The organism is Burkholderia stabilis, assembly GCF_001742165.1.
Taxonomy (GTDB): domain Bacteria; phylum Pseudomonadota; class Gammaproteobacteria; order Burkholderiales; family Burkholderiaceae; genus Burkholderia; species Burkholderia stabilis.
On record NZ_CP016442.1, the window covers coordinates 1,359,893 to 1,374,858 of the forward strand.

At 68.0% G+C, this 14,966-nt stretch carries 11 protein-coding genes; 5 read left to right on the plus strand and 6 right to left on the minus strand.

The genetic code is table 11. From position 1 onward, the window contains the following. Nucleotides 1–11: 11 nt before the first annotated feature. The 3 genes from pdxY to BBJ41_RS06265 all read left to right on the plus strand — a co-directional run bounded on the left by pdxY (nt 12) and on the right by BBJ41_RS06265 (nt 4,798). Nucleotides 12–872 carry a pyridoxal kinase PdxY gene (gene pdxY, locus BBJ41_RS06255; protein ID WP_069745790.1) on the plus strand — a complete coding sequence of 287 codons (861 nt, stop codon included), beginning with the start codon at nt 12–14 and terminating at the stop codon, nt 870–872. 263 nt (nt 873–1,135) lie between these two features. After that, nucleotides 1,136–3,280, plus strand: coding sequence for a phosphocholine-specific phospholipase C (locus BBJ41_RS06260; protein ID WP_069745791.1), 2,145 nt, complete (start codon nt 1,136–1,138; stop codon nt 3,278–3,280). Between the two features lie 369 nt (nt 3,281–3,649). Further along, a complete protein-coding gene (locus BBJ41_RS06265; RefSeq protein WP_069745792.1) occupies nt 3,650–4,798 on the plus strand; it encodes a branched-chain amino acid ABC transporter substrate-binding protein in 1,149 nt (382 codons plus the stop codon). A 149-nt stretch (nt 4,799–4,947) separates the two neighbouring features. Here BBJ41_RS06265 and BBJ41_RS06270 read toward each other — a convergent pair whose 3' ends face one another. Beyond that, the gene (locus BBJ41_RS06270; RefSeq protein ID WP_069745793.1) at nt 4,948–5,709 is read right to left on the minus strand and encodes a FadR/GntR family transcriptional regulator; all 762 of its coding nucleotides are present in this window, start codon (nt 5,707–5,709) and stop codon (nt 4,948–4,950) included. Between the two features lie 359 nt (nt 5,710–6,068). Between BBJ41_RS06270 and gudD the strand changes: the two genes are divergently transcribed. Further along, complete coding sequence (gene gudD / locus BBJ41_RS06275) at nt 6,069–7,421, plus strand: glucarate dehydratase (RefSeq protein ID WP_069745794.1); 1,353 nt, start codon at nt 6,069–6,071, stop codon at nt 7,419–7,421. Between the two features lie 170 nt (nt 7,422–7,591). Here the strand turns inward: gudD and BBJ41_RS06280 are convergent, their stop codons facing one another. The 3 genes from BBJ41_RS06280 to BBJ41_RS06290 all read right to left on the minus strand — a co-directional run bounded on the left by BBJ41_RS06280 (nt 7,592) and on the right by BBJ41_RS06290 (nt 10,207). After that, nucleotides 7,592–8,056, minus strand: coding sequence for a DUF2214 family protein (locus tag BBJ41_RS06280; RefSeq protein ID WP_069745795.1), 465 nt, complete (start codon nt 8,054–8,056; stop codon nt 7,592–7,594). Nucleotides 8,057–8,095: 39 nt separating this feature from the next. Beyond that, on the minus strand, nt 8,096–8,905 hold the full coding sequence (locus BBJ41_RS06285; protein WP_069745796.1) for a hypothetical protein: 810 nt from the start codon (nt 8,903–8,905) through the stop codon (nt 8,096–8,098). A 237-nt stretch (nt 8,906–9,142) separates the two neighbouring features. Beyond that, nucleotides 9,143–10,207 (minus strand): glycosyltransferase family 4 protein, encoded by a 1,065-nt coding sequence (locus tag BBJ41_RS06290; RefSeq protein ID WP_026044940.1) that lies wholly within the window; start codon nt 10,205–10,207, stop codon nt 9,143–9,145. Nucleotides 10,208–10,771: 564 nt separating this feature from the next. Here BBJ41_RS06290 and BBJ41_RS06295 point away from each other — a divergent pair. Continuing rightward, entirely contained in the window at nt 10,772–12,604 is a 1,833-nt protein-coding gene (locus BBJ41_RS06295; RefSeq protein WP_069745797.1) for an ABC transporter ATP-binding protein, read from the plus strand. Between the two features lie 124 nt (nt 12,605–12,728). Here the strand turns inward: BBJ41_RS06295 and otsA are convergent, their stop codons facing one another. Both otsA and otsB read right to left on the minus strand, forming a co-directional pair. Beyond that, nucleotides 12,729–14,108, minus strand: coding sequence for an alpha,alpha-trehalose-phosphate synthase (UDP-forming) (otsA, locus tag BBJ41_RS06300; RefSeq protein WP_069745798.1), 1,380 nt, complete (start codon nt 14,106–14,108; stop codon nt 12,729–12,731). Continuing rightward, nucleotides 14,105–14,857 (minus strand): trehalose-phosphatase, encoded by a 753-nt coding sequence (gene otsB, locus BBJ41_RS06305; RefSeq protein WP_069745799.1) that lies wholly within the window; start codon nt 14,855–14,857, stop codon nt 14,105–14,107. Before otsB ends, otsA begins: the two co-directional genes overlap by 4 nt. Nucleotides 14,858–14,966 lie beyond the last annotated feature (109 nt).

The window sequence follows — 14,966 nt, forward strand, 5'->3', positions numbered from 1 at the left end:
GGCGGATTCCCATGAAAAACGTCCTCAGCATTCAGTCGCACGTCATCTACGGCCATGCCGGCAACAGTGCGGCCGTGTTCCCGATGCAGCGCCTGGGCGTCAACGTCTGGCCGCTCAATACCGTCCAGTTGTCGAATCACATGCAGTACGGCCACTGGGCCGGCAGCGCGATCGACGCCGCGAAGATGGAGCAGCTCGTCGACGGCATCGCCGCGATCGGCGCGCTCAAGCGCTGCGACGCGGTGCTGTCCGGCTTCCTCGGTTCGCCACCGCAGGCGCGGGCCGCCGTCGAGATCGTCCGCACGGTCAAGGCGATGAATCCGGACGCGTGGTACTTCTGCGATCCGGCGATGGGCCAGACGGGCGGCATCCGGCCCGAGCCCGGCGTCGAGGAATTCATGGTCCAGGAGATGCCGGCGCTCGCTGACGGCATGTCGCCGAACCACACCGAACTCCAGAAGCTCGCCGGGCGGCGCATCGAAACCGTCGCCGAAGCCGTCGACGCGTGTCGCACGCTGATCCGCCGCGGCCCGCAGATCATCCTCGTGAAGCACCTGCATGACCGCAACAGCCCGGCCGACCGTTTCAACATGCTCGCCGTCACCGAAACCGAAGCGTGGATCGGCCAGCGCCCGCTGTACGCGTTTCCGCGCCATCCGGTCGGCGTCGGCGACCTGACCAGCGCGGTCTTCGTCGCGTGCCGGCTGCGCGGCGATTCGGTGCGTGCCGCGTTCGAGCACACGCTCGCGGCCGTGCACGCGGTCGTGAAGGCCACCTACGATGCGCGCCGCTACGAGCTCGAACTCATCGCCGCGCAGGACGAGATCGCGCGCCCGAGCGAATGGTTCGGCGCGTGGGTGACGGACGCCTGACGCGCCCGCACCGCTCTTCGCTTCGCCGGCGCGCCTCCTGCGCCGCTTTCCCGCCGCTCCCTTTGCGCGCCGCGCTCGCCTGCGATACGCGCTCCGATACCGGTTCGATGCACCTGCAAACGTTTCCGGACTTCACATGAATGACACCGATTCCTCGCTATGCTCGCGGCGGCACGACCAGGCGCAGCCGCATCCTGCGCCCCGGGCGCGCCCTTCCCGCAGGTCCCGCCAATCGGCTCCCTCTTTACCCCACGATAACGACCATGACCCGATCGAACCGTCGTGACTTCCTGCGCGTCGCCGCCGGCACTGCCGGCGCCGCCGCATTGAACCTGTTTCCGCCCGTGATCCGAGATGCGCTCGCGATTCCCGCGAACCGCCGCACCGGCACGATCCGCGACATCGAACACATCGTGATCCTGATGCAGGAGAACCGTTCGTTCGACCATTACTTCGGCACGATGCGTGGTGTCCGCGGCTTCGGCGATCCGCGCCCGCTGCGCCTCGCGAACGGCAAGTCGGTGTTCCATCAGCCGGTCGGCCCGGCCGAGCTGCTGCCGTTCCACCCTGGCGCGGACAAGCTCGGCCTGCAGTTCCTGCAGGACCTGCCGCACGGCTGGCAGGACATGCACGCCGCGTGGAACAAAGGCCGCTACGACCAGTGGGTGCCGAACAAGGGCACCACGACAATGGCGTACCTGAAGCGCGACGACATCCCGTTCCACTACCAGCTCGCCGACGCGTTCACGATCTGCGACGCGTACCACTGCGCGATCCCGAGCTCGACCGACCCGAACCGCTATTACATGTGGACGGGCTACGTCGGCAACGACGGCACGGGCGGCGGCCCGGTGCTCGGCAACGAGGAAAAGGGCTACGGCTGGACGACCTATCCGGAAGTGCTCGAACAGGCCGGCGTGTCGTGGAAGATCTACCAGGACGTCGGCACGGGACTCGACGCGAACGGCTCGTGGGGCTGGACGCAGAATCCGTACATCGGCAACTACGGCGACAACTCGCTGCTCTACTTCAACCAGTACCGCACCGCGCTGCCCGGCACGCCGCTGTACGAGAAGGCGCGCACCGGCACCAACATCAGCGCGGGCGGCACGCTGTTCGACGTGCTGCAGCAGGACGTGAAGAACGGCACGCTGCCGCAGGTGTCGTGGATCTGCGCGCCGGAAGCGTACTCCGAGCACCCGAACTGGCCGGCGAACTACGGCGCGTGGTACATCGAGCAGGTGCTGAAGGCACTCGTGTCGAATCCGGACGTGTGGAGCAAGACCGCGCTCTTCATTACGTACGACGAGAACGACGGCTTCTTCGACCACGTGCCGCCGCCGTTCGCGCCGCAATCGCGCGACAACGGGCTGTCGTCGGTCGCGACGACCAACGAAGTCTTCCCCGGCGACGCGTCGCACATGGCCGGCCCGTACGGGCTCGGGCCGCGCGTGCCGATGCTGGTCGTGTCGCCGTGGACCAAGGGCGGCTGGGTCTGCTCGCAGACCTTCGATCACACGTCGCTGCTGCAATTCATCGAGGCGCGGTTCGGCGCGCAATACCCGGTCAAGGCCGCCAACGTGTCGCCGTGGCGCCGCACGGTGTGCGGCGACCTGACCGCCGCGTTCGACTTCGCGACGTCCGATGCCGCCTGGCCGACGCTGCCTGACACGAGCAGCTACGCGCCGCCCGACCGCCTGCGCCACCCCGACTACATCCCGGTGCCGCCGGTGCTGCAGAAGCTGCCGAAGCAGGAGGCCGGGCTGCGTCCGGCGCGCGCGCTGCCGTACGAGCTGTTCGTGCACGGCCGCGTCGAAGCCGCGAACGGCCAGTTCCGGCTGACCTTCGCGAACACCGGCCGGGCGGGCGCGGCATTCCAGGTCCAGTCGCGCAACCGCCTCGACGGCCCGTGGGCGTACACGGTCGAAGCCGGCAAGCGGATCGCCGATACGTGGAGCGCCGCGGCGTCGCTCGGCCTGTACGATCTCGACGTGTACGGCCCGAACGGCTTCTACTGCCATTTCCGCGGCCCGTTCGCGACCGGCATCGGCAGCGCCAACGTGAACCCCGAGGTGATCTACGGTTATGACGTCGCGAACGGCAACATCACGCTGCGCCTGATGAACCGCGGCCACAAGGCCGTGCGGCTCAAGGTCACGAACGCATACGGCCACGGCCGCGCGCGTACGTTCGATCTCGCGCCGGGCGCGCACGTCGACGACTACTGGGACCTGCGCGGCAGCCACGGCTGGTACGACCTGACCGTCAGCGACGGCCGGCTGCTCGGCTTCCTGCGCCGCTTCGCGGGCCACGTCGAGACGGGCCGCCCGAGCACCAGCGATCCGCTGATCCGCACGACCGCGTTCCACGACGACGCGGAAGCTGCATCGGACACCCTGTCCGACTGACGACGCCCCCAGCGCGGCGCGGCCCCGGCGGGCCGCGCCGCGTCTCTACCCCGCATCACGCCCCTCCTCCCAGCCCGTTCCGTTCGCGACGGGAAACTCCCGATACCGGCCGCTACCGCACGCGCGGAAGCTATGCGCAAATCCGCACCGAATGCGCAGCAAATCGCCAAGACCGGTGCATATCGGCGACCTATATATCGAGGCGATCGGGGCTCTTCACGGAGCCTGACGGGAGATTCTTCCGAGGATCACGATGCCGACCTCCCCGCCCGATTCCGAGAAGCGGTCGAACCGCCCGCCCGTCGCACGCGCCCGGCCCGCCCGGATGCGTGCGGTACTCACTCGCAGGTATCGAACAAGAGGAACAACATGAAATTCCGTCATTCCCTGTTGTCGGTGTCGATTGCATCCGCGCTTGCCCTCCTCTCGCAACAGGCCGCACGGGCCGCCGACGCAACCGACGTGAAGGTCGGCTTCGCCGCGCCGCTCACGGGCGTGAACGCCGGCTACGGCAAGGACCTGCAGAACGGCGTGCAGCTCGCGCTCGACGACGCCGTCGCGCAGAAGGTGCAGATCGCCGGCAAGCCCGCTCACTTCGATCTCGTCGTGCAGGACGACCAGGCCGACCCGCGCATCGGCGTGCAGGCCGCGCAGGCGCTCGTCGACCAGAACGTGTCGGTCGTGGTCGGCCACTTCAACTCGGGGACGACGATTCCGGCCTCGGTCGTCTACGACAAGTCGGGCATCCCGGTGATCGACCCGGCCGCGACCAACCCGACGCTCACGTCGCGCGGGCTCGCGAACATGTTCATGGTGATCGCGACCGACGGCCAGAACGCCGGCAACGCGGGCAAGTATGCGGTCGACGTGACGAAGGCGAAGCGCATCGCGATCATCGACGACCGCACCGCGTTCGGCCAGGGCGAGGCCGACGAGTTCGAGAAAGCCGTGAAGGCGGCCGGCGGCACGATCATCGGCCGCGAGTTCACGAGCAACCAGGCGGTCGACTTCCGCGCGCAGATCACGAGCCTGAAGGGCAAGAACCCCGACCTGATCTTCTTCGGCGGCCTCGATTCGCTCGCCGCGAACTTCATCAAGCAGATGCGCCAGCTCGGGTTGAATGCGCAATTCGTCGGCGGCGGCGGCGTGAAGGACAACGAGTTCATCAAGATCGCGGGCCCGGCGGCCGAAGGCGCGATGGCATGGGAATACGGCCGGCCGCTCGACGAGCTGCCGCAAGGGAAGGACTTCGAGCAGCGCTTCAAGAAGCGCTTCGGCGTCGACGTGCTGTCGTACGCGCAGTTCGGCTACGACGCGGCCTGGGCCGCGATCAAGGCGATGCAGGCGGCCGGCTCGACCGACCCGAAGGTGTATCGCCCGGCGCTCAAGAAGATCGACTTCGAAGGGGTCACCGGCCGCATCTCGTTCGCGAACGACGGTTCGCTGAAGAGCGGGATGTCGACGCTGTATCAGGTGAAGAGCGGTGCGTGGAAGACGATCGTGACGAAGGGGGGCTGATCGGACGCGGCGATCGGGAATGCCGGCGGCGGGCGGCGGGAACGCCACCCTGCCCCGGCGACCGGCGAAGTCATGCCGATCTCATATGACGACTGATGTTGACGTGATTCTACGGGCCCGCGGCCACGCGGGCCTCGCGGCCCGGCGCGTCAGCCGGCCTGCGTATCGCGCTCGGCCTCGGCCGCCTCGTGCGCGCGGCGCAGCCGCTCGCGGCTGTTGGTGAGGTGCGTGCGCATCGCGGCGCGCGCCGCCTCAGGGTCGTGGCGCGCGATCGCCTCGTAGATATCCTCGTGCTCGTGGTTCAACCGGCCGACATAACGCTCGAGATCGTCGCCGGCAAAGCGCGCCGAATTCACGCGCGTGCGCGGAATGATCGACGTGCCGAGCTGCGTCATGATGTCGACGAAATAACGGTTGCCGGTGGACTGCGCGATCTGCAGGTGGAACTGGAAGTCGAGCTGCGCCGTGTCGCGGCCGCCGCCCGCTCCGGTCGCGATCGCGTCGAGCGCGCGACGCAGCGCGGCGAGGTCGGTTTCGTTCGCACGCTGCGCGGCGAGGCTCGCGCATTCGCTTTCGAGGCTGATGCGCAGTTCCAGCACCGCGAGCACGTCGCGCAGCGTCGTGATCGTCGCGGGATCGATGCCGAGCGCCTGGCGGCGCGACGGTTCGAGCACGAAGCTGCCGATGCCGTGGCGCGTCTCGACGAGGGCGCTCGCCTGCATCCGCGAGATCGCCTCGCGCACGACCGTGCGGCTCACGCCCTGCGCCGCCATGACTTCGGTTTCGGTCGGCAGCTTGTCGCCGGGACGCAGCGTGCCGTTTTCGATCTGCGCGGTCAGCGCGTCGACGACATCTTGTGCGAGGCTGCGTGCGCGACGGCGCGGCGCTGCGGGAAACGTAGGCACGGACATGAGGCCGGTTCCTTTTTGAATGATCGTAATGTGAGCCGAGGGTTTACGCGGGGTTTGAGCGAAAGCCGATGATTCATTATACTGCGTCACAAGTCATCCGACGACTGATGATCGATGCACGGATCTCCTGTCGACTCAGGCCGGCATTCAGTGCCGGCCCGGTCCCATGCCTTACGATCAGCCAGCGTTCGCGTTCTGCGCTCTGCTGGTCCGGTTGTCGCTCCCACCCCGTTCCGGGTTGCTGTCGACATGCAGGCCTTGCGCGCCGCGCACGTCGGTTGTCGAATGATCGCACCTCCCGCCGCGCGCGGCAAAGCTTTTGCCGCACGGCATTGCCCACTCTTTTGCCATCGCCGCCCATGAACGCCGCCACAGCCTCGCCTTCCCACGACACGCCGCGCATCGTCGACCTGCAAGCGATTCCGGTCGCCGGCCACGACAGCATGCTGCTCAACCTGAGCGGCGCGCACGGCCCGTTCTTCACCCGCAACCTCCTGATCCTGAAGGACAGCGCGGGCCGGACCGGCGTCGGCGAAGTGCCGGGCGGCGAAAGCATCCGCCGCACGCTCGACGATGCGCGCGCGCTCGTCGTCGGCCAGCCGGTCGGCAATTACCACGCGATGCTCAACGACGTGCGGCGCACCTTCGCCGACCGCGACGCGAGCGGCCGCGGGCTGCAGACCTTCGACCTGCGCACGACGATCCACGCGGTCACCGCGCTCGAAGCCGCGCTGCTCGACCTGCTCGGCCAGCATCTCGGCGTGCCGGTCGCCGCGCTGCTCGGCGAGGGCCAGCAGCGCGAGCGCGTCGAAATGCTCGGCTACCTGTTCTACATCGGCGACCGCGCGAAAACCGCGCTGCCCTATCGCGACGGCAGCAGCGCGACCGACGACTGGACCCGCGTACGCGACGAACCCGCGCTGACGCCCGAGGCGGTCGTGCGGCTCGCCGAGGCCGCGCATGCGCGCTACGGCTTCAACGACTTCAAGCTGAAGGGCGGCGTGTTCGAAGGCGCGAGCGAGATCGAGGCCGTGACGGCGCTCGCCGAGCGCTTCCCCGACGCGCGCGTGACGCTCGACCCGAACGGCGCGTGGTCGCTCGACGAGGCCGTGCGGCTGTGCCGCGACCAGCATCACGTGCTGGCTTACGCGGAAGATCCTTGCGGCGCGGAGAACGGTTACTCGGGCCGCGAGGTGATGGCCGAATTCCGCCGCGCGACGGGGCTGCCGACGGCAACCAACATGATCGCGACCGACTGGCGGCAGATGGGCCACGCGGTGCAGTTGCAGGCCGTCGACATCCCGCTCGCCGATCCGCACTTCTGGACGATGCAGGGTTCGGTGCGTGTCGCGCAGATGTGCCGCGACTGGGGCCTCACGTGGGGCTCGCATTCGAACAACCACTTCGACGTGTCGCTCGCGATGTTCACGCATGTCGCGGCGGCCGCGCCGGGCCAGGTCACCGCGATCGACACGCACTGGATCTGGCAGGACGGCGAACGGCTGACGCGCGAGCCGCTGAAGATCGAGAACGGGCTGGTGGAAGTGCCGAAGCGGCCGGGTCTCGGCATCGACATCGACATGGACGCCGTGGCGGTCGCCCACGAGCTGTACAAGCAGCACGGACTCGGCGCCCGCGACGACGCGGCCGCGATGCAGTACCTGATTCCGGGCTGGACGTTCAACAACAAGCGCCCCTGCCTCGTGCGTTGAACGCGGGACCGGCCGGGCGGCGAAACCGCACGGCCGGGACGGAATCGGAACGCATGATGCAGCGCGCTTCCGGCTCGGCTGGCGCCGGGCCGGTAACACTGCGCGGGTCAAACGAGACGCAAAGGGTGCGGCTATTCCGGACGCTTACGGCGTCACTTCCCCGGCCAGACCTACCCGGCCACCCCAATCCCCCGCGCCATCCCCGACGCGGCGAACACGATGACGATCACGAGCACGGCCTGCCAATGGCCGATCCGCACATACGTGCGCGCACGGCCGATATCGGGCATCTGCTGTTGCCGCGCGGCGACACGCCAGCGGATCAGCCCCAGCATCGGCACGATCTCGAGCAGCAGGATCAGCACGAGCGCGGTCATCTTCAGGTGAAAGAGCGGTTCGTGCAGGTAGTACGCGGCGCCTTTCTCGAAACCGCCGAACGCGCGCGTGAGCCCCGTCACGATCAGCACGAGCGCCGACAGCCCCCACGCGGCGTCGGCCTTGAATACGCCGGGCAGGTCGGCCGCCTGCGCGGACGCGATGAGCCGGCGCAACGCGCGGTTGCGACCCACGATCGCGGCAAACGCGACGCCGAACGCACTCAGGTGAATGGCAGCCAGCAACCAACGGACGATCATCGCGCCTCCTAGTCGCCCGCGCCCGGTGCGCGAACCGTGTCAGACGATCTGCTTGAGCGCCGCGTCGAGCGCGAGCACCGCGACGCGGTCGCCCTCGGTCGCGAGCGGTGCGCGCATCACGATCTGCCGGTTATGGCCGACGGCCGCCGGCGAATCCCACAGCAGCTCCACCTTCGGCCGCCGGAACAGGCTGCCGCCGCGAGGCGGCACGGCAGCCGGCTGCGCGTCCGGCGCGCCCTGCTGGCCGGCGGCGGGCGCCTTCCGGCCGGGCCAGCGCACCGACAGTTCGCGCGCGTCGTACTGGCCGACCTTGCGGCTTTCCATCCAGACGATCGCGGTACGCGTCAGCACGTCGAGCGAAATCGCATAACGGCCGACCGCGAAGCGGCGCGCCGCCACGTTGGTCCGCCACAGCGGCCGCGGACGGCAGATCCAGACGATCGCCGCATAGAGCGCGGGCGCGGCGACGAGCCAGCCGTTGGTCGCCGTCACCGCATGCAGCGCGCCACGCCAGCCGGCCGCCCACGCGAACATGCCGATCGACCAGACGGCGAACAGGAAACCGATCAGCGCGAAGACCCGCAGCGCCTGGCGCAGCCATTGCGGCAACGGATGGAACGGCCGCTCGGCGCGCGCGACGGCGCCCGGCAGCGCGAGCAGCAGGAAGATCAGCACGAGGTAGACGAACGCCCACGGCGACGACACCATCGCCGACAGCGACGCGCGATAGCCCATCTGGGACATCGAGAACAGCCAGCGCGCGAGCAGCACGAGACCGATCGCGCGCAACGCGAAGATCACGCCGGCGCCGGGGGCCGGCGCTGCGCGCGTGGTTTTCGTTCTCGCCAAGACTGCTCTCCTCTGGGTGATCGTGCGGGGCCGGATTTCACGGCACGGCCATTATAGGGACATTACCGTCTGGACAGACGGCCGGATGGCGTGCCGGGCCGCTTCGGGGGCCGTTCGCGGCGTCGGGCGCGGCGAGAATACAACAGATCCGCGCCACCCATGTGACAACGCCCCGCCGGGAAACCCGGGCGGGGCGTCGATGGCAGCCGCGCGCCGCAGCGCGGCGGCGGCCCGCAATCAGCCTGCGTTGACTTCGCGGAGCACCGTGCGGCGCTTCTGGCGCAGCAGTTCCTCGTAGCCCTTCACGTAGTTCTGCGCCATCACCTTCGACGAGAAGCGGGCTTCGAACGCGGCGCGGACCTTCTCGCGCGGCAGCGTATCGAGGCGCTTGAGCGCCGCGACAGCCGACAGCTCGTCTTCGACGACGAAACCCGACACGCCGTTGTCGATCACTTCCGGCACCGAGCCGCGCTTGAACGCGATCACCGGCGTGCCGCATGCCATCGCCTCGATCATCACCAGGCCGAAGGGCTCCGGCCAGTCGATCGGGAACAGCAGCGCGTGCGCGTTGCCGAGGAATTCGGTCTTTTCGGACTCGCTGATTTCGCCGATGTACTCGACGTGCGGCAGCGCGAACAGCGGCTTGATCTTTTCTTCGTAGTACGCGCGGTCAGCCTTGTCGAGCTTCGCGGCGATCTTGATCGGCAGGCCGGCCTGCTCGGCAATGCGGATCGCCGTATCGACGCGCTTTTCCGGCGAGATACGGCCGAGGAACGCGAGATAGCTCGGCTTCACGTTCGGGATCGGCGTCAGCAGGTTTTCCGGCAGGCCGTGGTACACCGTCGACAGCCAGTTCGCCTGCGGCAGCGGGATGCGCTGGTTGTCGGAAATCGACACGACCGGCACGTCGCTGAACGCGTTGAAGATCGGCTGCAGTTCCGGCAGGTCGAGACGGCCGTGCATCGTCGTCAGATGCGGGACCGGCTGGCGCGAGAACAGCGAGAACGGGTAGTAGTCGATGTGGCAGTGCAGGACATCGAACTCTTCCGCGCGACGGCGCACCTGCTCGAGGAGCAGCATGTGCGGGGCCATCACGTCGCGGATCGTCGGGTCGAGGCGCAGCGCCTGCGGCCAGCAGGCTTCGAGCTTCGCGGAGGTTTGCGAATCGCCGCTCGCGAAGAGCGTGACGTCATGCCCCATCTCGACAAGTGCTTCGGTGAGGTAGGACACCACTCGCTCGGTACCACCGTACAGCTTCGGGGGGACCGCTTCGTGCAACGGAGCGATTTGGGCGATTCGCATGCGTAACTCCTAAAAAATCGGCTAAAAACCAGGTATGGGTCGGCAACCTGCCGGCGGTCCGGGCTGGATGCAATTCATCCGAAAATAAGACGAATCAGCCTGCCGGGGGCGTCGAACCCGCGCTGCTCAAGGAGCGTCGGCGACGCGACAGGCATAGAACGTTTGAAACGAAGACCCGTTGACAGGGGTTCGTAAAAAACCTGGAATCGAACCCGGAGCCGATTATCTAGGGTTAATCCTGATACGGCGCACAACATTTCAAACACTTTACTTTGTTACAAAGGTGCAACACTTTGCAACCCGCGGACTTGGGTGTCCGTTCTAGAGTGGAAGGCCCTTTTTGGCATTCCTTGTCACCGTGACTGCCGGCAGCGTGATTCCGGCACATGGGGCAGGACGGGATGCCGGATTTTATCTCAAAATCGATCGCGAGCCCCTGGCCAAGGCAAGATTCGCTCAGCGCGACGCACGGCCTTGTTTACAATGCCGGATTATTCAGTCCGGGCGAACGCCGGCATGCGATCCCGCCGCAACGCTCAATCACCGAATCACCGCACGCATATTTTGGAATCTCTCACCCCTGCCCAGCGCAACGCCCACAACGCGAAGCTGTCGAGCTACGCGCACCGGCCGATCGCGTTCCTGTTCCGCTACATCCGCCTGCATCCCGTCGCGCACCTCATCGTGCTCTGCAGCGTGCTGGCCGCCGTCGGCTGCGCACTCGGCTCGCAATACGCGATCAAGCACCTGATCGACGTCCTCGCGACCGGCCGCCATCACCCCGGCCCGCTGTGGAGCGCGTTCGCGCTGCTCGTCGGGCTGATCGCGGCCGACAACCTGCTGTGGCGCGTCGGCGGCTGGGTCGCCGCCCATACGTTCGTCGCGGTCACCGGCGACCTGCGGCGCGACCTGTTCCAGTACCTGATCGGCCATTCGCCGACCTACTACTCGGAAAAACAGCCGGGCACGCTCGCGAGCCGCATCACCGCCACGTCGAACGCGGTCTACACGTCGGAGAACACGATGGCGTGGAACGTGCTGCCGCCGTGTATCGCGGTGATGGGCGCGATCCTGATGATCATCGTCGTCAATCCGCTGATGGCCGCCGGCCTGCTCGGCTGCTCGGCCGTGCTCTCCGTGATCCTGTTCAAGCTCGCCGGGCGCGGCTCGGCGCGCCACCATGCGTTCGCGGCCAAGGCCGCGGCGGTAGACGGCGAGCTCGTCGACGTGATCGGCAACATGGGCCTCGTGCGCGCATTCGGCATGACGCTGCGCGAACAGAAGCGGTTCGGCGCGACGATCAAGGCCGAAATGGACGCGCGCCAGCAAAGCCTGCTCTATCTCGAGAAGCTGCGCCTGCTGCACGCGGTCATCACCGCGATGCTGTCCGCCGGCCTGCTCGGCTGGGCACTGTGGCTGTGGGACCAGGGCCGCGCGACGTCGGGCGACATCGTGCTCGTCAGCTCGCTCGGCTTCACGATCCTGCACGGCACGCGCGATCTCGCGGTCGCGCTCGTCGACGTCACGCAGCACATCGCGCGCCTGTCCGAAGCCGTGAAGACGCTGCTCGAACCGCACGGGATGCCGGACCGCTCCGACGCGCAGCCGCTGTCGGCCACGGGCGGCCGTGTCGACTTCGAACGCGTGACGTTCGCGTATCCGCACCGCCGCGCGATCCTCGACCACTTCGACCTCCATATCGAACCGGGCCAGCGCGTCGGCCTGATCGGCAAGTCGGGCGCCGGCAAGTCGACCGTGCTCGCGCTGCTGCAGCGCTTCTACGATACGCAGGACGGCGTCGTGAAGGTCGACGGCCAGGACGTGAAGACGATCACGCAGGACAGCCTGCGCCACGCGATCGCGCTCGTGCCGCAGGACATCTCGCTGCTGCACCGGACGATCTACGACAACATCGCGTACGGCCGCCCCGAGGCGACCCGCGACGAAGTGCTCGCCGCCGCGCGCGACGCGCGCTGCGCGGAGTTCATCGAGGCGATGCCGGAAGGCTATGACACGATCGTCGGCGACCGCGGCGTGAAGCTGTCGGGCGGCCAGCGCCAGCGCATCGCGATCGCGCGCGCGATCCTGAAGAATGCGCCGATCCTGCTGCTCGACGAAGCGACCTCGGCACTCGACAGCGCATCCGAGGAAGCGATCCAGAGCGCGCTCGACCGCCTGATGGTCGGCCGCACGGTGATCGCGATCGCGCACCGCCTGTCGACGCTGCGCAACTTCGACCGGATCATCGTGATGAACAACGGCAAGGTGATCGACGACGGCAGCCCCGACGTGCTGCGCAACCGCCCCGGCCTGTATCGCGACCTGCTCGCGAAGCAGCACGGCCGCCATCACGCGGCGCCCGACGGCAACACGCCGACCGGCGAACGTGTAGCCTGACGCGTCGGCGCGCAGCCGACAAAAAAGCCGCAGTGCGCGTCGCACTGCGGCTTTTTTCATGGTGCCGGGATTGATTGCGCCGGCAACGCGCGGCACGCACCGCACGATACGCCTGCCGCGCCGGCTAGCCCTGCTGCAGATCGCGCAGGAAGTTGTCGCGCCACACCGACACGTTGTTCTCGCGCAGTTGCGCGATCATGTCCGCGTAACGCGCACGCCGCTCGGCGAGCGGCATCGTCAGCGCCTGCGACAACGCATCGGCCATCCCGTCGATATCGATCGGATTGACGATCAGCGCGCCCGTCAGCTCGCGCGCGGCGCCCGCGAAACGCGACAGCACGAGCACGCCCGGATCGTCCGGATTCTGCGCGGACACGTACTCCTTCGCGACCAGGTTCATCCCGTCGCGCAGCGGCGTCACGAAGCCCACGCGGGCGAGCCGGTACAGCGCGGCCAGCACCTGGCGATCGTACTGGCGGTGAATGTAGAGGATCGGCGCCCAGTCGAGTTCGGCATAGCGCCCGTTGATGCGCCCCGATTCCGCTTCGAGCTGCAGGCGGATGTCCTGGTAGGCGCGCAGGTCCGCGCGCGTCGACGGCGCGATCTGCAGGAACGACACGCGGTTGCGGATCGACGCCTGGTGCTCGAGCAGCTTCTCGAACGCGCGGAAACGCTCGACGAGCCCCTTCGAATAATCGAGCCGGTCGACGCTCATGATCAGTTGCCGGCCGCGCAGCGACGTCGCGAGCGTGCGCACGGCCTTGCCGTGCTCGCCCGCCTGCGCGAGCGACGCGATCTCGTCCGGATACACGCCGATCGGATAGGCAGCTGCCCGCAGCGTCTGGCCGAACGCGCGCACGCGCACCGTGTGCCCGTCGCGCGCGACCTCGCCTCCCGCCTCGAACTCGACGTAGTCGCAGAACGCGCGCAGGTCGGGCTCGGTCTGGAAGCCGAGCAGGTCGAACGCGCATAGCGACTCGACGAGCTCGCGGTGCGGCGGCACGTTGACGAGCACCTGCGCGGCCGGAAACGGGATATGCAGGAAGAAGCCGATGCGGTTCTTCACGCCGGCCGCGCGCAGCGCGCGCGCGAACGGGATCAGGTGATAGTCGTGCACCCAGATCACGTCGTCGTCCTGCAGCAGCGGCACGAGCTGCTGCGCGAGCCAGACGTTGACGCGGCTGTAGCCGTCGAATTCGTGGCGGTCGTACTGGATCAGGTCCGCACGGTAATGGAACGCGGGCCACAGCGTCGCGTTCGAGAAACCGCGGTAGTACTGGTCATAATCACGGCGCGACAGGCCGACGGTCGCGAACGTCACGGGCCCGCGCTCCTCGATGCGGATCTGCGGCGCGCCGGACGCGACGACTTCGCCGCTCCAGCCGAACCACATGCCGCCCGTCTCCTTCAGCGCATCGTAGACGCCGATCGCGAGGCCGCCCGCCGCCGGTTCGCCTTCCGAAATCGGGGCGACGCGGTTTGAAACGATGATGAGGCGGCTCATGCGTCCGGCTGCCCCGCGCCGAGCCAGCGCGCGATCTGCTCATGCAGCGCGTCGACCGAATCGAGCCGCGTGCGCGCGGACGTCTCGCCCGCACCGACCTTGATCGACAGGCCGCCGCGCGCGTTGACCACCGCGAAGCCCTTCTCGTCGGTCAGGTCGTCGCCCGCGAACAGCGGCACACGGCCGGCGAACGGCGGCTCGTCGAGGAACGCGGCCAGCGCGCGCCCCTTGTCGACGCCCTTCGGCTTGATCTCGAACACCATCTTGCCGGGCTGCAGCACATACGCATCCGCATAGTCGGCGACGAGGCGCTCGGCCGCTTCGCGTGCGACCGCCTCGCGCTCGGGCGCGTTGCGATAATGCAGCGCGACGGCCGCGCCCTTGATTTCGAGCAGCATGCCCGAGTGACGGTCGACGACGGCCGCAAGCTCGCGCTCGATACGCAGCAGGCGTTCGTCGTTGAACCCGATGCGCTGCGTGTCGCCGTTCGCATCGCGGCGCTCCGCGCCGTGCAGGCCGGCGATCGGCAGGTCGGGCATCTTCAGGAACGTGTCGAGGTTGTCGATACCGCGCCCGGAGACGATCGCGACGGCGCCGTGCGAGCGGTGCCGCAGCGCGTCGAGCATCGTGAGCAGCGACGGCGGAACGTGAATGCTGTCGGGAGTCGGCGCCAGTTCGACGAGCGTGCCGTCGAAGTCGAAGAAGAACGCGGTATCGGTCAGGGACAGGGAAGCCGGAACGGATTGCATCGATTCGATAGTCTGAGGGTCGGCCGGCAAACGCAGGGCCGCCGCTGCGCGAATGGAATTGTGCGCATCTTACCGCGCCTGCGCGTCGGGATGGGCGAAAACGGCGCAT